This window comes from Rhodococcus sp. BP-349 (assembly GCF_019835845.1).
Lineage (GTDB): Bacteria > Actinomycetota > Actinomycetes > Mycobacteriales > Mycobacteriaceae > Rhodococcoides.
In genome coordinates this window covers 1,212,572-1,237,994 of record NZ_JABUDR010000003.1, presented here as the reverse complement: position 1 = coordinate 1,237,994, position 25,423 = coordinate 1,212,572, and the positions used below count along the sequence as shown (strand labels likewise).

At 69.3% G+C, this 25,423-nt stretch carries 23 protein-coding genes, 1 tRNA gene, 1 pseudogene and 1 riboswitch; of the genes and pseudogenes, 21 read left to right on the top strand and 4 right to left on the bottom strand.

Features of this window, described 5'->3' with window-relative positions; genetic code table 11:
• Positions 1-10 precede the first annotated feature (10 nt).
• From cmk to HQ325_RS22090, 9 genes are all read left to right on the top strand, one after another.
• Positions 11-703: a (d)CMP kinase gene (gene cmk, locus HQ325_RS22130; protein WP_222632720.1), complete on the top strand. Its 693-nt coding sequence runs from the start codon at positions 11-13 to the stop codon at positions 701-703.
• Positions 700-2,145, top strand: coding sequence for a ribosome biogenesis GTPase Der (gene der / locus HQ325_RS22125; protein ID WP_056444408.1), 1,446 nt, complete (start codon positions 700-702; stop codon positions 2,143-2,145). The genes cmk and der overlap by 4 nt, the downstream gene beginning before the upstream one ends.
• A 106-nt stretch (positions 2,146-2,251) precedes the next feature.
• Positions 2,252-2,325 (top strand) — tRNA-Pro (locus tag HQ325_RS22120).
• Positions 2,326-2,556: 231 nt separating this feature from the next.
• Positions 2,557-3,162, top strand: coding sequence for a helix-turn-helix domain-containing protein (locus tag HQ325_RS22115; protein WP_308014576.1), 606 nt, complete (start codon positions 2,557-2,559; stop codon positions 3,160-3,162).
• 83 nt (positions 3,163-3,245) lie between these two features.
• Positions 3,246-3,584 (top strand): hypothetical protein, encoded by a 339-nt coding sequence (locus HQ325_RS22110; RefSeq protein ID WP_222632465.1) that lies wholly within the window; start codon positions 3,246-3,248, stop codon positions 3,582-3,584.
• Entirely contained in the window at positions 3,577-5,088 is a 1,512-nt protein-coding gene (locus HQ325_RS22105; RefSeq protein WP_222632463.1) for an ATP-binding protein, read from the top strand. Before HQ325_RS22110 ends, HQ325_RS22105 begins: the two co-directional genes overlap by 8 nt.
• Positions 5,085-5,744, top strand: coding sequence for a response regulator transcription factor (locus HQ325_RS22100; protein WP_056444417.1), 660 nt, complete (start codon positions 5,085-5,087; stop codon positions 5,742-5,744). Before HQ325_RS22105 ends, HQ325_RS22100 begins: the two co-directional genes overlap by 4 nt.
• Positions 5,741-7,246: an SLC13 family permease gene (locus tag HQ325_RS22095; protein WP_222632461.1), complete on the top strand. Its 1,506-nt coding sequence runs from the start codon at positions 5,741-5,743 to the stop codon at positions 7,244-7,246. The genes HQ325_RS22100 and HQ325_RS22095 overlap by 4 nt, the downstream gene beginning before the upstream one ends.
• A gap of 28 nt (positions 7,247-7,274) precedes the next feature.
• Positions 7,275-8,495 carry a glycerate kinase gene (locus HQ325_RS22090; protein ID WP_222632459.1) on the top strand — a complete coding sequence of 407 codons (1,221 nt, stop codon included), beginning with the start codon at positions 7,275-7,277 and terminating at the stop codon, positions 8,493-8,495.
• Positions 8,496-8,513: 18 nt separating this feature from the next.
• Here the strand turns inward: HQ325_RS22090 and HQ325_RS22085 are convergent, their stop codons facing one another.
• Positions 8,514-9,299, bottom strand: coding sequence for a hypothetical protein (locus tag HQ325_RS22085; protein ID WP_222632457.1), 786 nt, complete (start codon positions 9,297-9,299; stop codon positions 8,514-8,516).
• 234 nt (positions 9,300-9,533) lie between these two features.
• On the opposite strand from HQ325_RS22085, the gene HQ325_RS22080 reads away from it, so the two are divergent.
• Positions 9,534-9,830, top strand: a complete 297-nt coding sequence (locus tag HQ325_RS22080; protein ID WP_222632454.1) for a hypothetical protein — start codon at positions 9,534-9,536, stop codon at positions 9,828-9,830.
• Positions 9,831-9,922: 92 nt separating this feature from the next.
• On the opposite strand, the gene HQ325_RS22075 is transcribed toward HQ325_RS22080, so the two are convergent.
• On the bottom strand, positions 9,923-11,758 hold the full coding sequence (locus HQ325_RS22075) for an NAD(P)/FAD-dependent oxidoreductase (RefSeq protein WP_222632452.1): 1,836 nt from the start codon (positions 11,756-11,758) through the stop codon (positions 9,923-9,925).
• A gap of 193 nt (positions 11,759-11,951) precedes the next feature.
• Here HQ325_RS22075 and HQ325_RS22070 point away from each other — a divergent pair, with 193 nt between their 5' ends.
• The 11 genes and pseudogenes from HQ325_RS22070 to gcvP all read left to right on the top strand — a co-directional run bounded on the left by HQ325_RS22070 (position 11,952) and on the right by gcvP (position 22,443).
• Positions 11,952-12,998 carry a 2,3-butanediol dehydrogenase gene (locus HQ325_RS22070; protein ID WP_222632450.1) on the top strand — a complete coding sequence of 349 codons (1,047 nt, stop codon included), beginning with the start codon at positions 11,952-11,954 and terminating at the stop codon, positions 12,996-12,998.
• 79 nt (positions 12,999-13,077) lie between these two features.
• Positions 13,078-13,221: pseudogene (locus HQ325_RS22065) on the top strand (diacetyl reductase); the annotation flags it as partial.
• A gap of 58 nt (positions 13,222-13,279) precedes the next feature.
• Positions 13,280-14,584, top strand: a complete 1,305-nt coding sequence (locus tag HQ325_RS22060; RefSeq protein ID WP_222632449.1) for a GAF domain-containing protein — start codon at positions 13,280-13,282, stop codon at positions 14,582-14,584.
• A 19-nt stretch (positions 14,585-14,603) separates the two neighbouring features.
• A complete protein-coding gene (locus tag HQ325_RS22055; RefSeq protein ID WP_222632448.1) occupies positions 14,604-15,212 on the top strand; it encodes a CoA pyrophosphatase in 609 nt (202 codons plus the stop codon).
• A 46-nt stretch (positions 15,213-15,258) separates the two neighbouring features.
• Positions 15,259-15,879, top strand: a complete 621-nt coding sequence (locus HQ325_RS22050) for a CDP-alcohol phosphatidyltransferase family protein (RefSeq protein ID WP_222632447.1) — start codon at positions 15,259-15,261, stop codon at positions 15,877-15,879.
• A 109-nt stretch (positions 15,880-15,988) separates the two neighbouring features.
• Positions 15,989-16,393, top strand: coding sequence for a glycine cleavage system protein GcvH (gene gcvH / locus HQ325_RS22045; RefSeq protein WP_027505442.1), 405 nt, complete (start codon positions 15,989-15,991; stop codon positions 16,391-16,393).
• Between the two features lie 186 nt (positions 16,394-16,579).
• Positions 16,580-17,080 carry a glycogen accumulation regulator GarA gene (gene garA, locus HQ325_RS22040; protein WP_027505441.1) on the top strand — a complete coding sequence of 167 codons (501 nt, stop codon included), beginning with the start codon at positions 16,580-16,582 and terminating at the stop codon, positions 17,078-17,080.
• The gene (locus tag HQ325_RS22035; protein WP_222632446.1) at positions 17,080-17,823 is read left to right on the top strand and encodes a MerR family transcriptional regulator; all 744 of its coding nucleotides are present in this window, start codon (positions 17,080-17,082) and stop codon (positions 17,821-17,823) included. Before garA ends, HQ325_RS22035 begins: the two co-directional genes overlap by 1 nt.
• Positions 17,824-17,947: 124 nt before the next feature.
• Positions 17,948-18,421 carry a bifunctional nuclease family protein gene (locus HQ325_RS22030; RefSeq protein ID WP_027505439.1) on the top strand — a complete coding sequence of 158 codons (474 nt, stop codon included), beginning with the start codon at positions 17,948-17,950 and terminating at the stop codon, positions 18,419-18,421.
• A gap of 264 nt (positions 18,422-18,685) precedes the next feature.
• Positions 18,686-19,258, top strand: coding sequence for a MerR family transcriptional regulator (locus tag HQ325_RS22025; RefSeq protein ID WP_231476295.1), 573 nt, complete (start codon positions 18,686-18,688; stop codon positions 19,256-19,258).
• 36 nt (positions 19,259-19,294) lie between these two features.
• Positions 19,295-19,413, top strand: a riboswitch (glycine riboswitch).
• A gap of 168 nt (positions 19,414-19,581) precedes the next feature.
• A complete protein-coding gene (gene gcvP, locus HQ325_RS22020; RefSeq protein WP_222632445.1) occupies positions 19,582-22,443 on the top strand; it encodes an aminomethyl-transferring glycine dehydrogenase in 2,862 nt (953 codons plus the stop codon).
• An 18-nt stretch (positions 22,444-22,461) separates the two neighbouring features.
• Here gcvP and HQ325_RS22015 read toward each other — a convergent pair whose 3' ends face one another.
• The gene (locus HQ325_RS22015) at positions 22,462-23,604 is read right to left on the bottom strand and encodes a metallophosphoesterase (protein WP_222632444.1); all 1,143 of its coding nucleotides are present in this window, start codon (positions 23,602-23,604) and stop codon (positions 22,462-22,464) included.
• A 31-nt stretch (positions 23,605-23,635) separates the two neighbouring features.
• Complete coding sequence (locus tag HQ325_RS22010) at positions 23,636-25,414, bottom strand: VWA domain-containing protein (RefSeq protein WP_222632443.1); 1,779 nt, start codon at positions 25,412-25,414, stop codon at positions 23,636-23,638.
• Between the last annotated feature and the right edge of the window lie 9 nt (positions 25,415-25,423).

The following is a 25,423-nucleotide window of genomic DNA, read 5'->3' as shown; positions in this document are numbered from 1 at the left end:
GATCGTCGCGATGGACGGCCCGTCCGGTACCGGCAAGTCGTCCGTCTCGCGCCTGTTGGCGACCCGGCTCGGTGCGTCCTACCTCGACACCGGTGCGATGTACCGCGCGGCGACGGCATGGGTGCTGACGAACGACGTCGATCCCGGAGACGCCGACGCCGTCGCTGCGCTCACCGAGTCCATCGACCTCTCCATCGGCACCGATCCCACGGGGGAGCAGGTCGAGGTGTCGGGCGAGGACGTCACCGGTCCGATCCGCGGGTCCGCCGTGACGGCGGCCGTCTCCGCGGTGTCCGCCGTGCCCGCTGTGCGCGAGAAACTCGTTGCGCTGCAACGAGAGATCGCGGACTCTGCCGGTCGGATCGTCGTGGAGGGTCGCGACATCGGCACCGTCGTCCTCACCGACGCACACATCAAGATCTATCTGACCGCGTCCGCGGAGACGCGCGCCACGCGTCGTAACGACCAGAACATCGCCGAGGGCCGCGGGGACGACTACGACGCCGTGCTCGCCGACGTCCAGCGTCGGGACCACGCGGACTCCACGCGGGCAACGTCCCCGCTGCGACCCGCGGACGACGCGGTCACCGTGGACACCAGCGACCTCGACAGGGACGCGGTGATCGACGAATTGATGCGTCTGGTCACCGAGCGTCTGGACATCGGGCGTCCGACTCATGCCCCGGAAGGAGCACGCTCATGAGCGACAACACATTCGACACGCTCGACGCAACCGAGGTCTACGCCTCGGACGGCATCTGGTCCGAGGAGTCGGACTGGGAGGACATCGACTTCGAGGGTGACGGCGAGGCCGAGGCCGAGGTCGCCGTTCCCACCCTCGCCGTCGTCGGTCGGCCCAACGTGGGCAAGTCCACGCTCGTCAACCGCATCATCGGCCGCCGCGAGGCCGTGGTGGAGGACGTTCCCGGCGTCACCCGCGACCGTGTCTCGTACGAGGCCAACTGGTCCGGACGCCGATTCATGGTGCAGGACACCGGCGGTTGGGAGCCCGACGCCAAGGGGATGCAGCAGTCGATCGCCCGGCAGGCCGAGATGGCGATGCAGACGGCGGACGCCATCCTGCTCGTCGTCGACGCCGTCGTCGGTGCGACGGCGACGGACGAGGCCGTGGCACGAGTCCTGCGTCGGTCGAAGACGCCGGTCATCCTGGTGGCCAACAAGGTCGACGACGAGCGCACGGAATCCGAAGCGGCACTGCTGTGGTCGCTGGGTCTCGGTGAGCCCCGTCCGGTCAGTGCGACGCACGGTCGCGGTACGGGCGATCTGCTCGACGACGTCCTGGCCGTCCTGCCCGAGACGCCCCGCGAGGGAACCGGTGTCGCCGGCCCTCGTCGTGTCGCCCTGGTCGGCAAGCCGAACGTGGGCAAGTCCAGCCTGCTGAACAAGCTCACCGGTGACGAGCGATCGGTCGTGCACGACGTCGCCGGCACCACCGTCGACCCGGTGGACTCACTGGTGGAACTGGGCGGCAAGGTGTGGCGTTTCGTCGACACCGCGGGGTTGCGCAAGCGCGTCAGTCACGCCAGCGGCGCCGAGTTCTACGCCTCGCTCCGCACCAAGGGCGCCATCGACGCGGCCGAGGTCGCGATCCTGCTCCTCGACGCGTCCGAGGTCATCTCCGAGCAGGACCTGCGGGTGCTCTCGATGGTCGCTGATGCCGGCCGCGCGCTGGTCATCGCGTTCAACAAGTGGGACCTCGTCGACGACGACCGTCGTGGGCAGCTCGAGAAGGAGATCGACCGGGACCTGATGCGCGTGCCGTGGGCGCAGCGCGTCAACGTCTCCGCCAAGACCGGTCGTGCGGTGCAGAAGCTCGTGCCCGCCCTGGAGACGTCGCTCGCGTCGTGGGACAAGCGCATCTCGACCGGTCAGCTGAACTCCTGGCTCAAGGAGGTCGTGGCCGCGACGCCGCCGCCGATGCGTGGCGGTCGACTGCCGCGCGTCATGTTCGCCACCCAGGCGAGCACGCGCCCGCCGACGTTCGTGCTGTTCACCACCGGTTTCCTCGAGGCCGGTTATCGCCGGTTCCTCGAGCGCCGACTGCGTGAGGAGTTCAACTTCGACGGCAGTCCGGTGCGGATCTCGGTGCGTATCCGGGAGAAGCGGGACCGCAAGAAGAAGTAGGCGACTGCCCCGGTGGTGCTGCTGAGGCGATTGGCGTCCAGCGTCGCCACTGGGGTAGTGTTTGCTCGTTCCCTTCGGGGCACACACGATCCCTTTCGAGGGATCGCGGGCTGTGGCGCAGCTTGGTAGCGCACCTGACTGGGGGTCAGGTGGTCGCAGGTTCAAATCCTGTCAGCCCGACACAGAAATGGCTCCGGACCGTTGTCCGGGGCCATTTTTCATGTTCGCGTCCAGTGTCGCGGGCGCACCGCACGTCGATCAGCGCAGGATGCAGCGTGCGCGGAGGACCGTGCGGTGCGCGCGGAGGCCGCGCCCGTGGTCGTCGACTTCCTCGGCAGCTGAGAAAGCCTCCCGTGGGAGAATGACGGGAGTACATCACCTGTCAGGAGAGCGCGAAGGAGGGCAGTGGCGGTGTCTTCCTCCCCGGCGATGAGTCGTCGAGAACGGAACAAGCAGGACAAGCTCGACCGCATCACCACGGCGGCGCGCGACCTCTTCGCCGAGTACGGCGTGAGTGAGGTGACCACACAACAGGTGGCCGACCGCGCCGACGTGGGAACCGGAACCGTCTTCCTGTACGCGAAGAACAAGGGTGAACTGCTTCTCCTGGTCCAGAACTCGGACTACGCGAACGCGCTCGAGCGGGGCATCGCCGCTGCCGCCGACGTCGTGGATCCGGTCGAGGCTGTCATGGCCGTCCTCATGCCGGTCGTCGAGTGCAACCGCAAGCAGATCGAGAACGGCCGGACCTATCAGCGAGAGGTCGTGTTCGGTGACGACACGGAACCTCATCGTCGTGAAGCGTTGTCACTCGCCGCGCGGACCGAGGCGGTCGTCGCGGAGATCCTCGGCCGCGACGACGACGACGCGACGCACCACCCGGACCGGCAGGTGCAGGCCCACATCGTCTCCGCCATCCTGTTTCTCAGCATGGCTCTGACGGCGAACGCGACCAAGAGTGTCGCGGACGTGGCGGCAGAGATCGAGATACAGATCGGTGTCCTGCTCGGCCGTTGACGCCACTCACGGCGTGTCGAACATGAAGGAACCTTCATCGTCGTCTCATGGGACGGTCATGGACCCCCGGCATAGTTGCTGTCATGCGCTCCTCCCGCCCACTCGCCGCGGCCGCCGTCCTGGTGGCCATCGCGTGCGTTCTCGTCGCCGGGGTCCTGGTGACGCGATCACCGGCGCCACGCCTCGACCCCTCGCCCGTCGTGGTGAGTGTGGCGCCGGAGCCGACGCCCGAGGTGATCGCTCCCACACCTGATGTCCCGCCCGCCTCTCCCGCGCCCGCGCCGGCCGCTCCCGCTCCGATCACACCGCCGCCAGTTCAGGCTCCCGTGCCGGCGCCGCCGATCGTCGACTTCTCCGACGACGACGCGGACGACGGGGACGACGGCGCCGACGACGTCGACGGCGGTGACGACGATGAGTGACGCCGCCGGTGTCCCGGCTCGCCGCGGATCGGCTCTTCCGGCACGGTGGAAGATCACCGCCTGGATCATGTTGACGACCCTTCTTCTGTTGGTGGTCGTGCTGGTGACCGCCCGCAATCTGCTGTTGCGCGACGTCGACGTGCGCGCCAACGGGGACGTCGCGCAGGAAGCCGAGGAGTTCCGGACCTTCGCGTCCGAGGGGGTCGATCCCACGACGACGCAGCCGTTCGTCTCGGTGGAGCGACTTCTCGAGGTGTACCTCGCCCGGCAGTCGGCCGGCACGGGTGAAGTGATGTTCGGCGTCGTGGACGACTCGGTACTGACTCAGCCCGGCGTCGATGTGCCGACCGTGCTCGCACCGGGGTCACCGATCCTGACGACGGTCGTGCAGTCGGCCGAACCCGCCGGAGTGCTGGACACCGACAACGGCGAGATGCGGTGGGGGCACGTCGTCATCGACGACGCGACCGGCCGCGCCGGCACGTTCGTCGTCACGGCGTTCACCGGTGCGAACCGTGATCTCGTCGATCGGACCATGCGAACCATGGCAGTGGTCAGCGCCGTCGGACTGCTGCTGACGACAGGAATCGCGTATCTCGTCGCTGGTCGCATTCTCGCTCCCGTCCGCACGGTGCGCACGGTCGCGGCCGAGATCGGGGAGACGGATCTGACCGCGCGCGTCCCGGTCCACGGGCGCGACGACATCTCCGATCTCGCCGAGACGTTCAATGCGATGCTCGACCGGCTGGAGCAGGCGTACACCACCCAGCGACAGTTCGTCGACGATGCCGGACACGAACTGCGCACGCCGATCACGATCGTCCGGGGGCATCTCGAGCTCATGTCGGAGGACCCGGAGGAGCGGCGGCGTACGTTGGCGCTCGTCGACAGCGAGCTCGCCCGCATGGGGCGGATCGTCAGCGATCTGCTCATGTTGGCCAAGGCCGAGCAGCCCGATTTCGTCGTGCCCGCCCCCGTCGATGCGGCGCAACTCGTCCTCGACATCGAGTCGAAGGTGCAGACGCTCGGCGATCGGCAATGGTTGCTGATGCAGGTCGCGGAGGGCTCGTGTGTTCTGGACGCCCAGCGCGTCACGCAGGCCATGGTGCAGCTCGCGGCCAACGCCGTCGGGCACACGGAGGACGGGAGCCGCATCCGGCTCGGATCGACCTTCCACGACGACCGGGACGCTCGACGATTGTCGCTGTGGATCGCCGACGACGGGCCCGGCGTCCGCCCCGAGGACGCGCCCGTCATCTTCGACCGTTTCCAACGCGGATCGCCCGCCGACCGGACGTCACCGGCAGCGCGGTCGGGAGCCGGCCTCGGACTCGCCATCGTCCGTGCCATCGCCGACGCCCACGGCGGCTCCGCCTGGGTGCGCAGTGTGCACGGCGAGGGGGCGACGTTCGGCCTCGACCTCCCGGCTCCGGGCCACAGCCCGCGGTCCGAGACCGGCCCGACGCTCACGACAGACGATGCACTCACGAAGGAGATCCGATGAGCCGAATCCTGATCGCTGAGGACGACATCCACATCGCCTCCTTCGTCGGCAAGGGTCTGCGGGCCGCCGGGTACACCACCGAGCACGTCGCCGACGGCGAGACCGCGCTCATGATGGCGCGTGGCGGCGGCTTCGACATGGTGGTGCTCGACATCGGCCTGCCGGCGATGGACGGGTTCACGGTGCTCCGACAGTTGCGCGGCGAGGGTGTGTCGACACCCGTGGTGGTCCTGACCGCTCGGGACAGCGTGCGCGACACCGTTGCCGGGCTCGAGGGCGGCGCCAACGACTACATGACCAAGCCCTTCCAGTTCGCCGAGCTCCTCGCACGGGTGCGCCTGCGGTTGCAGGACGACACCGCAGGTTCGGCGGACAACTCACTGACCTCGGGGGACCTCCGCCTCGATCTGCGGTCACGCCGTGTGCACGTGGGGGAGTCGGTGGTCGATCTGACGGCGCGCGAGTTCGCTCTGCTCGAGACGTTCCTGCGCCACCCCGACCAGGTGCTCTCCCGTGAACAGATTCTCGGGCAGGTGTGGGGATACGACTTCGATCCGGCCTCGAACGTGGTCGACGTCTACGTGCGTGCGCTGCGCGCGAAGATCGGCGCCGAGCGCGTGGAGACCGTGCGCGGGATGGGATACCGCGTCCGATGACCGTCACCGAGTTCGCGACGACGCCGCCCGGGCGGCGCACTCCCACCAGTCCTGTCCCGACCCGGACGCCGCGGCGAGTTCCGACCCCGTCGCCGCGGACCGTCGTCAGTGCCGTGGTCCTCGCGGTGCTCGCCGTCGGTGTCGTCCTGGCGGGAGTGGCCGGCGATCTGACCGCACACGGGACCATCACGGTGCTGGTCTTCCTCGTCGCGGTGTGGATGTGGATCTTCTCGCCCCTCGACGACACCCACGTCGCTCTGGGCGCCGCTCTGACGTTGGTGATCCTGGGTCCCGTGTCCACCGAGACCTTCACGCGCACACTGGGTGACACCGTGATCTGGCTGTTGGTCGGGTCGTTCGTCGTTGCCGCGGCGGTGACGGCCAGCGGCCTGTCCGCGCGAGTGGCGGCGCGCGTGTTGTCGGTCGCCCGGTCACCGCGGCAGCTCGTCCATCTGGTCACCCTCGTGCTGCTCCTGACGACCTTCGCGATCCCGTCGACGTCGGGCCGGGCCGCGCTCGCGCTGCCGGTGTTCCTCGCTCTGGCGACCGTTCTGCGTGAACGGCCCCGAGTGGTGCTGACGCTGTCCCTGGTCTTCCCCGCGGTGATCCTCTGCTCCGCGGTCGGGTCACTGCTGGGGGCCGGAGCACACCTCATCACCAGCGAGATCGTGCGGACGACGACCGGATCGGGCATCGGGTTCCTGCAGTGGGCGATCCTCGGACTGCCGCTCGCGATCGTGTGGTCGCATCTCGCGGCGGAGATCGCCCTGTCCCTGTTCACCGATCGAGCGGAACGACGCCGACCGCTCTCGGTGACACGCGACGCGTTCGGCGGGTCCGCCGGACCACTCACCGTCCCGCAGAAGCGTGTGCTGCTCGTCCTGGTCGCGGTCGTGACCCTGTGGTGCACCGAGCCGGTGCACGGTGTCGAACCGGCCATCGTCGCGATGATCGGTGCCCTGCTCGCGTCGGCACCGTTCGTCGGGGCCACCACGCTGCCTGCCGCCGTCCGCACCATCCCGTGGAGCCTGCTGCTCTTCATGGCCGGAACACTGTGTCTCGGAATGGCGTTGACCACGACGGGTGCGGCGGAGTGGTTCGCAGACCTGGTCTTCGGGCCCATCAGCGCGCTCGGGTCGTCCGCCGCGACCGTGTTCGTGGTCGCGCTAGTGCTGGTGTCGCTGCTGTCCCACCTCGTGGTGCAGTCACGGTCCGCCCGCTCCGCGGTGCTCGTCCCCGTCATCGTCGCCACTGCGCCGGTGCTCGGCATCGATCCCGCCGCCGCGGCGTTCGCGTCCACCGCTGCCGCCGGCTTCTGCCTCACCCTCACCAGTTCGGCCAAACCGGTGGCGATGTTCGCCGCGAGCGACTCCGTCCCGGGGTTCTCGGCAGGCCACCTTCTCCGCCTGTCCGCCGCGGTCGCCCCGGTGTCCGTCGCTCTCGTTCTCGTCTGCTCGGTCTGGCTGTGGCCTGCCCTCGGTCTTCCGCTGTACCTGCCCTGACTGCTCCCACCCCTATCTCAGGAGAACCATGTCCACACGAGTTCCGCAGCGCATCCTCGTTGCCCCCAGCGGTTTCAAGGAGAGCCTCTGCGCCGAGTCCGTCGCGTCCGCCATCGCATCAGGGGTGCGGCGCGCACTACCCGGAGTTCGGGTCGACACCGCGCCCATCGCCGACGGCGGTGAGGGAACGGCACGCACGCTGGCGGCCGCGACACGCGGCACCCTCCACGAGACGACGGTCGTCGGACCGGTGGGGGAGCCGGTGGCCTCGCACTGGGCCCGACTCGGTGGCTCCGAGCGCTCCGTCGCCGTGGTGGAGATGGCGGCTGCGGCGGGGCTCTCCCTCGTACCGCACGATCGGCGCGATCCCGGCGCGACCACCACCTACGGTGTCGGCCAGCTCATGGCCGCGGCGCTCGACGCGGGCGCGGACACGATCCTGGTGGGGTGCGGCGATTCCGGCACCTGCGACGGGGGAGCCGGGGCACTGCAGGCGCTCGGCGCCCGGATCCTCGACGTGCAGGGCCGTGAGATCGGCCGCGGCGGTCGAGAACTGATCCGTGCGCACCACCTCGATCTGACGGCGCTGCATCCCCGTCTCGCCGAGGTCGACGTCGTGCTCGCGTGCAATCCGCACAACGTGCTGTGCGGACCCAGCGGTGTCGCCCGCGTGTTCGGACCGCAGAAGGGGGCGTCCCCGGATCAGGTGGACGAACTCGCCGCCGCCCTGGACAACTGGGCGCGCGTCCTCGAGCGGGACGGTGTGGCCACCGGCGATGTGGCGACCGGAGCGGGCACGGGAGCGTCGGGCGGACTGGGTGCAGGACTCGCGGCCGGGGTCGGGGCGCAGTTGCGGTCCCGCTTCGATGCGTTGCTGGACTCGGGCCTGTCGGGAATCGACCTCGACCGCCGAATCCGCAAGGCGGACCTCGTCATCACTGCCGAAGGGTCCATCGACTTCCAGACCCCGCGTGGCAAGGTCCCGGCGGAGGTGGCGCGGCGCTGCCAGCAGTTCGGCGTGCCGGTGATCGCGTTGGCGGGATCACTCGGTCGAGGAGCGCCGGCGGTGCACGACGTCGGCATCGCTGCCATCGCGTCCATCATCACGGTGCCGATGCCGTTGTCCGAGGCGGTCGCGAACGGCGAGCGGTTGCTCACCGACGCCGCCGAACGGACCATGCGCATGATCCTGCTCGGTGGTGCGGTCTCCGCTCGATCCGGTAATCGGAGTCGTAAGAAGTCGGCGTGAGGCCGGTCGGTGCCAGTGTCAGCGAATGCCGAGGATGGCGTCCAGCAGCGACGGAACACTCGGCGCGGTCACGATCGCCGGGGTCGCCAGATCGAACGCCCCGAGCGCGGTGCGTACGTCGTCGCTCTGGGTCGCCGCGCCGCCGTAGGTGTTGGCCGCGACCGTGAAGTCGTCACCGATGGAGGCCGAGGCAACGACGCTGGACCCGTCGTCCGCCCAGCCCCACTTCGTTCCGGTGGCGGCGGCGAGTCGACCGGTGCCCCAGTCCTGGACCGTGCCGTCGGCCGCGACCGGTAGCGCCGTGGTCATCCACGTGAGGACGGGGCTGCCGGGATCGGTGCGCTTCTTGGTGTCGAGGAAGCGCACAGTGTCGGCCGTGCTGGTGTAGGAGTCGCCCCAGAAGCTGCCTCGCGACGTCGCGGTCAGTCCGTACTCGCGCGCCGCGGCGTCGATGGCGCCGGGGTACTTGCTGTCGAGCAGCGAGGCGGCCCAGTCGTCGCTCACCTGGATCATGCGAGCGGCGAGGTCGCGGTCCTCGGCAGACGAATCGCCGTGTCGGAGCACGTGATCCGCGAGGTAGAGCTTGACCGTGGAGAGTCCCGGCCGTGCCTCGTTCTCGTTGGCAGTGCCGACGTGGACGCCCGTGGAGAGCGAGGTGTACGACAGGGAGGTCCGCTCCGGGACGCCGGAGAAGTCACCCGGTGCGGGGGCGGCGCTCGCGGGGGCCGCGAGGGCGGTGACCAGTGCGACGCCCACTGCCGCGGTCGCGAACCAGGTGGCCGGTCGTCTGTGTCGAACGTTCATCGTGCTGCCCCTCCGGCGGTCGTGCCGCCGACGAGCGACGAACACCGTCGAATCTATTGCCTCCGCTACCGGAACGGCGGACGACGCCGCGGTGGCGTGGTGGGGATCACATACCCACACACGCCGGTGTTCACGCTGTCCCGAAGCGCACAGCCGCTGAGAAATTGCTGTGACTCGTCGGCATGTTCATCGATCCGTCACCGCAGTGTCGGATCGATGGGCAATACTCTCGTCGTGACACGCACACCCTTCCCCGCCGCCTCCCGGTCGACGACGCCCGGCGCTGCACCTCTGGCCACCGATCCGACCGATCCGTCGGAGACCGACCTCGCGATGGTCGCCTTCCTGCGGCGGTGGTACGTCTACGGCGGAGGCCGCGCCGAGGACATCCTCGTGGAGTTCGGGCTGGCACCCCTCGAGTTCTTCGGTCGTGTGAAGGTGTCGCTCGAGAACGGCGTTCGGGTCACCGACCGCGCGCTGGTCGAGCCCATGCTCGCCGTCTGCCGAAAGCGGCTCTGGCTCGGTCAGTGACGACCTGCCTCACACCGACCGTGGAGTGATTTCTCTCGCTCCGACGACCACCGTGTGCGTGTCCAGGGACACGCACACGGCGCACGCGTCGGTCAGCGCAGGTGATGGACCTCCTGCAGCCCGTACACGGGGGTGTCCAGGCCTTCGTACCGAGCCTTCAGCTGCAGGCCGAGGTAGAGCGAGTAGTGCCGCGACTGGTGCAGGTTGCCGCCGTGGAACCACAGGTTGTCCTGCTGCGTCGGCTTCCACATGTTGCGCTGCTCGCCCTCCCACGGGCCGGGGTCCTTGGTGGTGTCGGAACCGAGACCCCAGCACTTGCCCACCTTGTCGGCCGTCTCCTGGTCCACCAGGTCGGCCACCCAGCCGTTCATCGATCCGTAGCCCGTCGCGTACACGACGAGATCGGCCTCGAGTTCCGTCCCGTCGGACAGCACCACCGCGTTCTCCGTCAGGTGGTCGACCTGGCCGCCGACGAGGTGGATGCTGCCGTCCGCCACAAGCTCCGAGGCGCCGACATCGATGTAGTAGCCGGAGCCGCGCCGCAGGTACTTCATGAAGAGTCCGGAGCCGTCGTCTCCGAAGTCGTGCTGGAAGCCGGCCTTCTCGAGGCGGTCGTAGAAGTCCTTGTCCTTCTCCGCGATCTGCTGGTACACCGGGATCTGGAACTCGTGCATGATGCGGTACGGCAGTGAGGCGAAGGTGAGATCCGCTTTCTGCGTGGTCATTCCGGATTCGACGGCGCGCTCGGAGTACAGGTCGCCCAGCGCGATCTCGCACAGCGAGTCGGACTTGACGATGTGAGTGGACGATCGCTGGAGCATCGTGACGTCGGCGCCCGTCTCGAACAGCGCCTTGCAGATGTCGTGCGCCGAGTTGTTCGAGCCCACCACCACGACCTTCTTGCCGACGTAGGCGTCCGGACCGGGATGCTGACTCGAGTGATGCTGCTCGCCTCGGAAGACGTCCATTCCCGGGAAGTCGGGGATGGAGGCCTTGCCGGACATGCCCGTCGCCATCACCAGCTGCTTCGGTCGCAGCGTCACCTCCTCGCCGTCACGATCGACCACCACGGTCCATTCCCCGTCCGCCTCGTCGAAGGTCGCCGACAGGGCAGTCGTCTTCGACCAGTACGGCACCTCCATGACCTTCGTGTACATCTCGAGCCAGTCGCCGATCTTGTCCTTCGGGGCGAACACCGGCCAGTTGTCCGGGAACGGCAGGTAGGGGAGGTGGTCGTACCAGACCGGATCGTGGAGGCACAGCGACTTGTAGCGCCCTCGCCACTGGTCACCGGGACGCTCGCCGCGATCGACGACGATGGCCGGGACGCCCATCTGACGCAAGCGAGCGCCCAGAGCGATGCCGCCCTGGCCGCCGCCGACGACGAGGGCGTAGGGCTGGATGCCGTATCCCAGTTCCTTCTCCTCCGACTCGCGTCGCTCGGCCCAGGTCTTCGTCTCCTTGTTGGAGCCGTGCACAGCCCCCATCGGTCGCGCGTGCCCGCGCGGTTCCTCGTACCCCTTCAGTTCCTGCATCGTCGTGAGCAACGTCCAGGCGAGCGACTGACCGGACTCCGCGTCGGTGCGTAGCCGCAGATGTCCCTTGCCGCGTGCCGTCGCGGTCTCGAACTCGATCCATGCGGAGGTGACACCGTCGGCCTCGTCGGGTGTCTCGGTCGTGCGGAAACCCTGCGGACCGACGTCGGCGAGCCGTGCCGTCAGCATGTCGGCGATACCGTCGCGTCCCTCGACCGTCTTGAGGTTCCAGGTGAACGTCACCAGGTCGCGCCAGAAGCTGTCGACGGCGAACATCGCGACGACTCGATCGATGTCCCGCGCAGCGAGCCCCGCTTCGAAATCGGCCAACCATGCGTCGACTCGCTGCTGCGGCGAGATGCTCTGCGTGGGTGGCTCGAGGGTCTGGGTCATGACAACTCCGTCTTCGTCGTTCCGTGGTCGTGCTCGTGTGATGCACAGCACACGCCGTGGACGCGGTCCGAGGAAGAGTTGCAGCGGGTTGCAGTCGCAGGTGCAACCGACTGCAACCCTGTCGGGCTGTGCCGCGTGTCACATAGAACGGTGATCACGGCCGTCGCTGGGACGGCCGGTGAGGAGTCGAACGATGCGCGCAGCGGTGTACCACGGGCCCGGCAAGGTCGAGATCGCCGACGGCCCGGAGCCCGATCCGGGACCGGACCAGGTGAAGATCGCCGTCGGGGCGAACGGCATCTGCGGTACCGACCTGCACGAGTACTACGCCGGTCCCATCTTCATTCCCACCGAGCCGCACGCCCTGACCGGTCAGCAGATGCCGCTGATTCTCGGCCACGAGTTCTCGGGCACCATCACCGAGATCGGCGCGGGAGTGACGGGGTGGTCGATCGGCGACCGTGTCGCCATCGAACCGCTGTACCGCTGCGGGCACTGTGGTCCGTGTCGAGCCGGCAACTACAACGTGTGCCAGTCGATCGGCTTCCACGGACTGATGTCCGACGGCGGTATGGCCGAGTACACGGTGGTGCCGACCGACATGCTGCACGCGCTGCCGGACTCCGTGTCCCTCGATCTGGGTGCGCTGGTGGAGCCGATGTCGGTGGCCTACCACGCCGCGACTCTGGGTGAGGTGCGCGAAGGCGACACCGCGATGGTGTTCGGGGCGGGACCGATCGGCATCGGGCTCTGGTTCGCGCTGCGCGGCAAGGGGCTCGACGACATCCTCGTGGTGGAGCCGTCCGCGACCCGGCGGGCGGCGATCGAGGCGCTCGGTGCACGCACTCTCGACCCCGCGTCCGTCGACGTCCCCGCGTTGGTGGCCGACGAGACGGACGGGCGCGGCGCCGACGCCGTGTACGACGCGGCCGGTGTCGCGCCGGCGGTGGCGACCGCGCTGGCGTGCGTGGGGTCGCGCAAGCCGATGGTCAGCGTGGCGATCTACGAGAAGCCGCTCACCACACCGCTTCTCGATCTGGTGATGAAGGAGGCCCGCATCCAGGGGTCGCTCTGCTACACCTCCGCCGACTACGACGCCGTCATCGCTCTGATGGCCGACGGCGTGTACGACCCCACCGGGTGGGTGTCGCGCATCGGGATGGACGCGGTGATCGACGACGGCTTCGAGGCACTGCACGCCGGCACGAAGATGAAGGTCCTCGTCGATCCGTCGCTCTGACCTCCGTCCCCACCCACGATCACACGAGAAGGAGACACGCATGAGCATCGACGGACAGGTCGCACGGGCGCACCCCCACGAGACGTTGGTGGGCGGTATCGCGTCGGGCCGAGCCGAGGCTCGCGACGACGTCGCGGGACACGTCTCCTATCTCGCCGGACCCGACGCGGCGTACATGACCGGTCAGGCCGGTCTCATCGACGGCGGACTCGTCTACCGATGACCGATCGGGACAGACCCGGGGATGACGCGCACTGTGATGTGGAGCACAATCGGTGTCGATGACTCGAACCTCCGAACCCGAGCCCGCCGTCGCGGCAGGTGAGGACCCACGTCGGTACGCGCAGCTGCTGTCCGCCGTGTACGACGCGACCATGTCGGGTGCCCGCGCGCCGGCTCGCCCCCGCGACGTCATCGGTGACTCGTGGCAGCGCGTGATGAACCTGGGTGTCGACCCGGAGAACCGCGGACCCGCCGATGCTGTCGACGCCGCGGCACTCGAGCAGATGCGTCGGGACTCGGGGCTCGTGGAGATCCTGCCGGAGCTGACCGGGAGCCTGCGTTCGGTCCTGCAGGACTCCGACAACCTACTGGTGGTCGCGGACCGGCTCGGGCGGGTGCTGTGGCGCAGCGGGGCGCCCTCGGTGCTCGACCGCGCCGATCGGCTCGGCTTCGTCGAGGGGGCCGACTGGGCCGAGGACAGTGTGGGAACCAACGCCATCGGCACGGCACTGGTCTCGCGCTCGGCGGTGCAGATCTTCTCCGCCGAGCACTTCGTGCGCACTCACCACGCGTGGACCTGTGCGAGCAGTCCCATCAAGGATCCGCGTACCGGCCGGGTGCTGGGCCTCGTCGACGTCAGCGGACCCGCAAGTTCGGTGCACCCGACCACGCTGGCGCTGATCGATGCCGTGTCTCGACTCGCCGAAGCGCAACTGCGCGAACAGCATCGACGCACGCTCGACAACCTGCGCTCGGTGGCCGCGCCGATGCTGGCTCGGTCGGAGACGCCCGCGCTGGCCGTCGACGGGCACGGGTGGGTCGCGGCGGTGGCGTCGGTCCCGGTGCGCAATCGGGTGCTGCTCCCCGACGAGGTGGCGCCGGGCCGACTGTGGGTACCGACGCTCGGCGTGTGCGATCTGGAGCCGCTGCCCGGTGGCTGGATGGTGCGACCGGCGTCCTCGCAACGCGACGGAGTGGTCGACGGGGAGTCGACGCCGACGAACATCCGCATCGACGTGTCCGACCCCTCGCGCACCCTGGTCGAGGTGTCGAGTCCCTTCGGAACCTGGTCCCACGAGCCGACACCTCGGCACGCGGAGATCCTCTTCCTGCTCGCCGCGAGGAGGGACGGGCGCACCGCGGCAGAACTCGCGACGGAACTGTTCGGCGACAACGGCCGTGCCATCACGGTCCGGGCCGAGATGTCACGGCTGCGCAAGGCCTTCGCCGGCGTGGTGCTCGCGCAGCCGTACCGGATCGACGAGTCCGCTGTCGTGGAGCTGGCCCTTCCGGCGGATCGCTCGCGCATCCTGCCGTACTCGGCGGCGCCGGCCGTGCGGGCGCTGCGCGCACCCGCCCGGTGAGCCTGGTTACTGTCGCCTGATGGACACGCGCCTCGAACGTGCAGAGATCGTGCGGACGCTGGACGGTTTCGAGAGTCGACTCATCGAGGGCGGTGACGAACGACGCGCCTCGGTCGTGGTGGCTGTCGGCGGGGAGGTCGGAGATCGCCACGTGCTGCTGACGAAGCGGCCCTCCCGGATGCGCGCGCATCCGGGCCAGTTCGCGCTGCCCGGCGGGCGTGTCGACGACGGCGAGACACCGGTCGAGGCCGCCCTGCGCGAACTCGACGAGGAGATCGGCATCCGAGTCGGGCCGGACTCCGTGCTCGGGACGCTCGACGACTATCGGACCCGCTCCGGCTACGTCATCCGGCCGTTCGTGGTGTGGATCGCGGACTGGACCGGGGACGCGGTGCCCAATCCGGACGAGGTGGAGTTCCTCTACCGCGTCACCGCGGACGAGCTCGACGTCGACGCCCGGTTCGTGTCGATCGCCGAGTCGCCGCGACCGGTGGTGCAGTGGCCTTTTCGCTCGAGCCTGGTGCACGCGCCCACGGGCGCGGTGGTGCACCAGTTCCGCGAGGTGGTGCTCGGTGGGCGGCACACCCGCGTGCACGACTACGAGCAGCCGGTCTTCGCCTGGCGGTAGCGGCTCGTCGGGTCCGGACGGCGCGCCCGTGTGGAAAGCTCGGGGGATGACCGATCCGGCGTCCGACAGCCCTCGCGACGTGGTCGCCGGTGTCGTCGGCGATCGCATCCTGACGGTGCCCAATGCTCTGAGTGTCGTTCGTCTGCTCGGGGTGCCGGTGTTCCTGTGGTTGCTGCTGGGGGAGCAGGCGTACGGCTGGGCGCTGGTACTGCTCCTGCTCAGCGGGGCCACGGACTGGTTGGACGGCAAGCTCGCCCGGCTGCTCGACCAGTCGTCTGCCCTGGGTGCTCTGCTGGATCCGTTCGTCGATCGCCTGTACGTCGTCACCACACTCGTGGGGTTCGCCCTCGCGGGCATCCTCCCGTGGTGGGTTGCCGTGGTCCTGATCGCGCGGGACGGCATCCTCGCACTCACCCTGCTGCTCTACCGGCGGCGGGGACTCGCTCCGCCCGAGGTGATCTACCTCGGCAAGGCTGCGACGTTCGTCCTGATGAGCGCACTGCCGTTCCTCCTCGCCGCGAGGGTGGACTGGGTCGGCGCCGATGTGATCGCGGTTCCCGCGCAGGCTCTGCTGGTGTGGGGGACCGCGCTGTACCTCTACACGGGCGCGCTGTACCTCGGCCTGGCGCTCGGTCCGGTCCGACGCCTCCCGCTCGCCGCACGATGAGCCGGGGAGCGCCCGCCTTGCGGAGGCGGAAAGCTCGCCAATACGCTCAGCGCGAGTGCGGTTCTCCTCGTCCGCACCGCGACAACGCCTGCGAAAGGACCCGGTTCACGTGAGCCAGACCGATATCCCCACCGAGTTGCGGTACACGGCCGAGCACGAATGGGTCCAGCGGACCGGCCCCACCACCGTGCGCGTGGGCGTCACCGACTACGCACAGTCGCAGCTCGGCGACGTCGTCTTCGTTCAGCTGCCCACCGAGGACGATGCGGTGTCGGCCGGTGAGTCGCTCGGCGAGGTGGAGTCCACCAAGAGCGTCTCCGATATCTACGCCCCGCTGTCGGCCAAAGTGGTTGCGGTCAACGGTGAACTGGACGGCGACCCCGAACTGGTGAACAGCGATCCGTACGGCGCCGGCTGGCTCGTGGACCTGTCCGTCGACTCCGAGAGCGATCTCGACGACGCCCTCGAGGCGATGATGGACGCCGAGGGGTACGCGTCGATCACGACCACGTAACAGCCGTGCCCGGCGGGCGGGCAAGCACGCCCGGGCGACGGTGTGTGCAAGGTACGGTCGGTAAGGTCCTCACGTGGTTCGGCGGCACCCCGGTCGGGGAACCGCGGAACCGTTCAGACAAGCGTGACAAGAGAATGTGCTGAATCGCCTCGTGGGTGAGGGGCGATCAGATCGAGGAGGAGAAACGTGAGCGATAACGGCAACGACGGCGTCTACGGAGAGTCCCCCGCGGAGACCACCTCGGTCTTCCGAGCGGACTTCCTGAACGAGATCGATTCCGCAGCGGCGCCCCAGGGCTCCTCCGACGCACCGGTCTCCGGGGTCGAGGGTCTGCCCGTCGGTTCCGCCCTGCTCGTCGTCAAGCGTGGCCCCAACGCGGGCTCGCGCTTCCTGCTGGACCAGCCCACGACGTCCGCGGGACGCCACCCGGACAGCGACATCTTCCTCGACGACGTCACCGTGAGCCGTCGCCACGCGGAGTTCCGTCAGGACGACGAGGACTTCCAGGTCGTCGACGTCGGCAGCCTCAACGGCACCTACGTCAACCGTGAGCCCGTGGACTCCGCCGTTCTGGCGAACGGCGACGAGGTGCAGATCGGCAAGTTCCGCCTCGTGTTCCTGACCGGCCCGAAGGGCCAGTCCGCAGGCGGTCAGCTCGGCGAGACGTCTGCCGGCGCAGGTAGCTGATGACGGCAGTCGGGCAGCAGTCCGGTGGCGGCATGTCGATCGGGTCCGTACTCGATCGACTGCGCCCGGACTTTCCCGACGTCACCATTTCGAAGATCCGTTTTCTCGAGGCCGAGGGACTGATCTCCCCGGAACGAACGGCGTCGGGTTACCGGAGATTCTCCGTCGAGGACTGCGAGCGTCTGCGCTATGTCCTCACGGCGCAGCGTGATCACTACCTTCCGTTGAAGGTCATCAAGGAACAGCTGGACGCTCTGGACAACGGCATCCGTGCCGTGGGTCCCGACGGTGTCACCACGTCACCCAAGGGTCCACGCGTCCTGGCTCTGGCGCCCGGAAGTGTCTCGCCCACCGAGTTTCTCGGGGAGCGGCGCGTGCGGATGAGTCGTGCCGACCTGCTCGAGCGCACGGGCGTGGACGAGCCGTTCCTGCTCGAACTGCAGAAGAGCGGCCTCGTCTCGGCGGGTCCGGCCGGCTTCTACGACGAGGAAGCCGTGGTGCTCGTGCGCACCGCGTGGGCGATGGCGCAGTACGGGCTCGAGGTGCGGCATCTGCGCGCGTTCAAGCTCGCGGCGGACCGCGAGGCGAACCTGCTGGCTCAGGTCGCCGGGCCGGTGGCCCTGGGCCGTGACGCGGGCGCGCGCGACCGCGCCGAAGAGCTCGTCCGAGAGCTGGCCGCGTTGTCGCTGTCATTGCACACGTCGTTGGTCAAGTCCGCGGTGCACGGGATACTGGACAAGTAGTCCCGAGGGCGTGCGTCGGCCGCTCGCACGGCCGGTCGTCGGCGCCGCGGGTCAATACACTGGAGAGCACGTCCGCCCCGTCGAGTGCGCGGGCGACGAGTCACAGCAGCTGGGAGGCGGCGCGATGGGCGAGATGCGCGTGATCGGTATCCGGGTGGAGCAGCCACAGAATCAACCTGTTCTGCTGTTGCGGGAGTCGGACGGCGAACGGTACCTGCCGATCTGGATCGGCCAGACGGAAGCCACGGCGATCGCACTGGAGCAGCAGGGCGTACAACCGCCGCGTCCGCTGACCCACGATCTGATCGGTGACATCGTCACGGCCCTGGGGCGATCCCTGAAGGAAGTCCGGATCGTCGATCTCCAGGAGGGCACCTTCTACGCCGATCTGGTCTTCGACCAGGACGTGCGCGTCTCGGCGCGCCCGTCGGACTCGGTCGCCATCGCTCTGCGAGCCGGCGTGCCGATCTTCGCGGAGGAGCCCGTTCTGGCCGAAGCGGGTCTGGTCATGCCCGACGAACGCGAGGACGAGGTGGAGAAGTTCAAGGAATTCCTGGACACCATCTCGCCGGACGACTTCAAGGCGACCGACGGTTAGGTAACGATCGAGTCTCACCCTTGAGTTGAGGTTGAGGCTTACCGCGTGGCGCGTTGCCTCACGGCTCCGCGGTCCATAGCGTTCGGGTCGATGAAGGACGTGCCGCTCACCGCGGCGAGGGCGTATTCTCGACCTCGCCGAGCGTCACGGATGTCATCGTCGTTCTCACCGCGCATGCCGAACAGGTTCGCGGACGAGGACTCCAGGCGGACCATCCGAGAGGGAGAGAAACACGTGGCAGATCAGCCGCAGGAGCCGGAGCAGATGAGCCTGCTGGCATCGAACGACGTGGACGAGGTGCAACCCGGTCTCTTCCCCGACGATTCGGTTCCGGACGAGTTGGTCGGCTACCGCGTTCCCAGTGCGTGCCAGATCGCCGGCATCACCTATCGGCAACTCGACTACTGGGCCCGCACCGGCCTCGTGGTGCCGTCCATCCGCGGCGCGGCTGGATCCGGCAGCCAGCGGCTGTACTCCTTCAAGGACATCCTGGTCCTCAAGATCGTCAAGCGACTGCTCGACACCGGCATCTCGCTCCAGAACATCCGCGTCGCCGTCGACCACCTCCGTCGTCGGGGCGTGGCGGATCTGGCCCGCATCACGCTGTTCTCGGACGGCACCACCGTCTACGAGTGCACGTCCGCCGAGGAGGTCGTCGACCTGCTGCAGGGCGGACAGGGCGTCTTTGGGATCGCGGTCAGCGGCGCCATGCGCGAACTGACCGGCGCCATCGCCGACTTCCCCGCCGAGCGTGCCGACGGCGGCGAGAGCCAGCCGACGCCCGAGGACGAGCTCGCCTCCCGCCGCAAGAATCGCGCGAGCCGCAAGACCGGCTGACCCGCCGGCGTCCGCTCCCATATACTGAGGAAGCGTCGACGCCGCACGGGAGAGCTTCGCCGGGACACGGTCAGTCACAGGACCGAGCCCGACGAGCGCCGAAGGAGCAGCACCTCTCCGTCAATCTCTCAGGCACCCGGGACCGTGCGGGCTCCGACGCCTCTGGAAAGTGGTGGAATCGTCCACCCGCCCACGGGGAAAGGCGCCGTACGCGGCGGCCGAATCTCTCAGGCGCCCGGTGGTCTCGGGCATCACGACAGAGGGAGAGGGGCGTCCCTCCCTGCGTGTGGGGCGTGCACCTCGCCACCACCACGGGAGATCACGTGACCGCCGAACACCGCTCGACCTCCGGACTCCGTATCTTCGTCGACCGCCACATCGGGCCCGACGCGGAGCAGACCGCGCGACTCCTCGACGTCATCGGTGTGGCGAGCCTGGACGATCTCGCTGCCGCCGCGGTTCCAGCCGACATCCTCGACGCGGCCGTCGACGGCATCGCGGACGGTCTGGACGCTCTGCCCGCGCCGGTCTCCGAGCACGAGGCACTCGCCGAACTGGCCGCGCTGGCCGCGAGCAACACCGTCGCGACGTCCATGATCGGCCAGGGTTACAGCGCCACGCTCACTCCGCCCGTCCTGGTGCGCAACATCCTCGAGAACCCGGCCTGGTACACCGCGTACACGCCGTACCAGCCCGAGATCAGCCAGGGCCGGCTCGAGGCACTGCTCAACTTCCAGACCATGGTGTCCGACCTGACGGGCATGGACATCGCCAACTCCTCGATGCTCGACGAGGGCACCGCCGCGGCGGAGGCCATGACGCTGCTGCGCCGAGCCGGCAAGTCCAAGTCGGCCCGCCTGGTCCTCGACACCGACCTGTTCCCGCAGACCCGCGCCGTCATCGCGACGCGCGCGGAGCCGCTGGGCATCGAACTCGTCGACGCCGACCTCGCGACGGGCCTGCCCGACGGAGAGTTCTTCGGCGTCGTGTCGCAGACGCCGGGAGCATCGGGCCGCATCGTCGACCTGACGTCGGTGATCGCCGAGGCGCACGACCGGGGCGCCCTCGTGGCCGTCGGCGCGGACCTCCTCGCCGCCACTCTCGTCACGTCACCCGGCGAGCAGGGGGCCGATGCGTGCTTCGGCACGTCGCAGCGGTTCGGTGTCCCGATGGGCTTCGGTGGACCCCACGCGGGGTACCTGGCCGTGCGCACCTCGCACGCTCGTCAGTTGCCAGGCCGACTCGTCGGCGTCTCCGTCGACGCCGACGGATCGCCCGCCTACCGCCTCGCTCTGCAGACACGTGAGCAGCACATCCGCCGAGAGAAGGCGACGTCCAACATCTGCACCGCGCAGGTGCTCCTCGCCGTCGTCGCCGCGATGTACGCGAGCTACCACGGTGCCGACGGTCTCACGGCCATTGCGCGCCGCGTCGCCGGCCACGCGGCCTCGCTGGGTGCCGCACTGCGCGCCGGTGGCGTCACCGTGGTGCACGAGGACTACTTCGACACCGTCCTCGCCCGTGTGCCCGGCCGCGCGGCCGAGGTGGTCGCCGCCGCGAAGACGACCGCGGCGATCAACCTCCGCTTCGTCGACGACGACCATGTCGGCATCTCCTGCGACGAGGCCACGATCGACGCTCATGTGGAGGCCGTGCTGCAGGCCTTCGGTGTCGAGCCGGCCTCCGGCTCCGCGTCGATCGCCGTTCCCGACGCCCTCTCCCGTACATCGGAGTTCCTGACGCACCCGGCGTTCACGCGGTACCGCACCGAGACCGCCATGCTCCGGTACCTCCGCGCGCTGTCCGACAAGGACATCGCCCTCGACCGCAGCATGATCCCGTTGGGCTCGTGCACCATGAAGCTCAACGCCACCGCGGAGATGGAGCCCATCACGTGGCCGGGCTTCAACGCCCTGCACCCCTTCGCGCCCGCGGACGATGCTCCCGGGATGGCGCGCATCATCACCGACCTCGAGGAGTGGCTCGTCGCGGTCACCGGCTACGACGCGGTGTCCCTGCAGCCGAACGCGGGCAGCCAGGGCGAGTACGCAGGCCTGCTGGCGATCCGCAACTATCACCGCAGCCGCGGGGACGACGCACGCACCATCTGCCTCATCCCGTCCAGTGCCCACGGCACCAACGCGGCGTCCGCCGTGATGGCCGGGATGAAGGTCGTGGTGGTGGCGTGCCGCACCAACGGTGACGTGGACGTCGACGACCTGCGTGCCAAGGTGGCCGAGCACGCCGAGTCGCTGGCCGCCATCATGATCACCTACCCCTCGACGCACGGCGTCTACGAACACGAGATCGGCGACATCTGCGCCGCGGTGCACGACGCGGGTGGCCAGGTGTACGTCGACGGCGCGAACCTCAACGCTCTGGTCGGCGTGGCGCGCCCCGGTCGCTTCGGCGGCGACGTCAGCCACCTGAACCTGCACAAGACGTTCTGCATCCCGCACGGCGGTGGCGGCCCCGGCGTCGGTCCGATCGGCGTCCGCTCCCACCTCGCGCAGTTCCTGCCCGGACATCCGTTCGTACAGGGTCTCGGTGAGACCGGTGCGATCTCGGCCGCGCCGTACGGTTCGGCGTCCATCCTGCCGATCACGTGGGCCTACATCCGCATGATGGGTGCCGCCGGTCTACGGCGCGCGACCCTCACCGCGATCGCGTCGGCGAACTACATCGCCCGCCGACTCGACGAGTACTTCCCGGTGCTCTACACCGGCGATCGCTCGATGGTCGCGCACGAGTGCATTCTCGATCTGCGGCCCATCACCAAGCGCACCGGGGTCACGGTCGACGACGTTGCGAAGCGGTTGGCCGACTACGGTTTCCACGCACCGACGATGAGCTTCCCGGTGTCGGGCACCCTCATGATCGAGCCGACCGAGAGCGAGAATCTCGACGAGATCGACGCCTTCGTCGACGCCATGATCGCCATCCGTGCGGAGATCGAACGAGTGGCGTCGGGCGAGTGGACCGTGGACGACAACCCGCTGCGGGGCGCTCCGCACACGGCGCACTGCCTCGTCACGGACTGGACGCACCCGTACACGCGCGAGGAGGCCGTCTACCCGGCCGGCACCTCGCGCGCCAAGGTGTGGCCGTCGGTGCGGCGGATCGACGGCGCACACGGCGATCGCAACCTCGTGTGCTCGTGCCCGCCGATCGAGGCCTTCGCCTGACCCACTGACGCGACGTGATCAGCGCGCCGTCCGGAGCTCCAGCAGGGAGATCTCTGGCGGCGCGCCGATGCGCACCGGGGGACCCCAGGCGCCGACGCCGCGGGTGGTGTAGAGCGTGGTGTCGCCGATGGTGTCGAGGCCCTGGACCGAGGGCTGTTGCAGCGGTACGAGATACACGATCGGCCAGATCTGTCCCCCGTGGGTGTGGCCGGAGACCTGCATGTCCACACCGAGATCGGACGCTTGCGTCGCCTGCTTGGGCTGGTGCGCCGAGAGCAGCTGGAAACGGGCCGGGTCGGTGCCCTCGAGGGCTGCCGCCAGATCCGGCTCGTACGGTTCCGGCGCCGTGAGGTCCTCGATGCCGACCAGGTCGATCGTGTCGACGCCCCGGGTGAGCGGGACCGTCTCGTTGCGCAGGACCCGCAGTCCCAGCGAGTCGTACAGGTCGAGCCACGCGCCGCCGTCGCCGGCATAGAACTCGTGGTTGCCGCTGGTGACCACGACACCCAGCGGCGCCGACAGTCCGCTCAGCGGAGCCAGAGCCGGGCCCACGAGGTCCACGGTTCCGTCGACGAGGTCCCCGGCGATGATGACGAGATCCGGCTTCTCGGCCATGAGCGTGTCGACGACCCCCTGCACGAACGCCTCGCCCCGCGCCGGCCCGACGTGCAGATCCGACACCAGGCCCACTCGCACACCGTCGAACGACGCCGGCAGTGCGGCGAGTTCGACCGTCGTCCGGGTCACCTTCGGGGTGGCGGCAGCGACGACTCCGTACGCGACGGCCACCACGGTGCCGAGGACGAGAACGGCGGTGGCGGGACGCACGAAGGTGCGCCGTGCGGACACCCCGTCGCGGTGGGCGACACGCGCTCCGATCCGCACCACCAGGGCGCCCACGGCGATCAGCAGGGAACCGAGGCAGAGATACAGGAGTGCGGCGAGCCAGGTCAGACCCGGGTACGCGATGTAGCGGGCCCACGAGGGATCCAGTACCTCACCGCTGCCGATCCCGACCACCGCGGCGGCCCAGAACGCCACGAGAACGGCATCTGCGGCGAGGCGCGCGGCACCGGTGAGTCCGGTGGCCACCACCAGACGGCGGTGCAGGACGAACGTCACGATCGCCAGGAGCACGGCGAACGTCAGCATACGAATCACGGGGAAGCCCTTCGGCATTCGGTGGAGATCGTCACCGGTCGGAGGACAATCGGTCGAGCGTGGCGGTGAGTGTGGGGTCGGAGGAGGACACCTCGACGAGGTCGCCTCCGGTCTGGCCAACGAGGCTGCGCAGCGTCGCGATGTCCGAGTTCTGGGTCAGCGACACCACGTCGATGCGGACCGGACGCGCAGGGTCCGACGCGGCAGCGATCGACTGGAGGAAGGACGCGGCGGAGATCGAGGTGTCGTCGTTCGGGCCGTCGGTGACGAGAAGAACCGAGTTGGTCCCGTCGCCCGACCAGTTCTGCACGGCCGATTCGTAGGCTGCCTGCACGGAGGCGTAGGTCGACGTGGCGGTGGCGGGGGACAGACCGGCGAGAGAGCTGTCCAGTGCGGCGCGGGACTCGGAGTCCGCCTCGGTGATCGGTACCTCCACCCGGTAGGGCCGGGATCCGTCCAGTGCCCGGCTGTACGTCCACAGGCCGATCCGGCTGGTGTCCGGAACCGAGCCGACCACCTGACGCAGGGCGGACGTCACGTTGGTCAGGCGCGTGGCGGACCCGTCGATCGACTCCATCGACCCGGACACGTCGAGCAGGACGGTGGTGCTCGACGGGCGGGTGGGGGACGCCAGGGTGTCGAGCACCGCCGTGCGCGCCGCCGGTTCAGGCGATGCGGCGGGCTGACCGATGGCAGGGAAGGTCAGTCCCGCCACCGGCGAGGGTGTCGCTTCTGCCGTTGTGTCGGCGGAGGGAACGCGGAATCCCTGCTGCAGGAACGCCTGCTGCTGATCGGCTCCGCGGGCGAACTCCGCGAACTCGGCCGCAGCCGCGCGTTGGGTCGCATCGCTGTCCGAGAGCACCACCGCGGGATGGTCGGCACTCGGCGTCGATCCGGCCGGGCGGAAGGCGGCCAGTTGCTGGCCCTCGGTGATCCGGCCGTACAACTGCTGTTCGGTGACCGGGACGGCGTGGACCGTGGCGACCGCGGGGTCGCCGCCCTGCACCATTGCATCGAGAGCGGCCGCAGCGTCGGCGGGTGGGGTGGGACTCGCGTCCGTCGCCGCGCGGGAGAGCGCGGAGATCGCCGACACGACGGGAGCGGACGTGGCCTGATCGGCTGTCAACGACGCGGTGGAGGCGGTGGGATCGGCGACCGCTGCAGCCACCGACACCAGAGCGGCAGCGGTGGTCGACCCGGCCGGTAGAGCCGGTCGCAGGGATCCCCAGCCCGCGGCGCCGATGGCGTCGAGCGACTCGGGGGTGGCGGCGAGACGAGGCAGATCGGCCCACCCCACGGCCGCCGCTCCCAAGGTGTCGGCGAGCGCCGGTGCGACACCGAGGACGACGGGACTGGTGGCGAGAGACCGGGGGGTGCTGTCGACCCGCCGCGCGTCGATCAGCGGCGCCGCATCCGCCGAGGTCGCCGGGATCCACAGCGACGGACGAGGACCGGCCGCCGCGTCGTACGGATCGGCCGCGAGCGCCGCTGCCGCGACGTCCGACGCCGTCTCGGTCACCGTCGTGGTGACGCAGTGATCGCGCACCACCGGCGCCGTGGCGTCCCACGCCGCGGCGACCGTACGCACGGCGTCGGCGATGTCGGGATCGGCCGTGACGGCCAGTACGGCGTCACCCTCCACACAGGCCTTCGCGGCCTGCTCACCCTCGTCGGTGATGCGATCGCGCAGGGCGAACCAGCCCAGGACGGCCGCGACGAGCAGCACGAGAACGACGACGACCACGACGGGTCCGCGGCTCACACCGCGACGACCACCCGACGTGGACGCGGTGCGACGATGCTCTCCCACCCTCGGGAC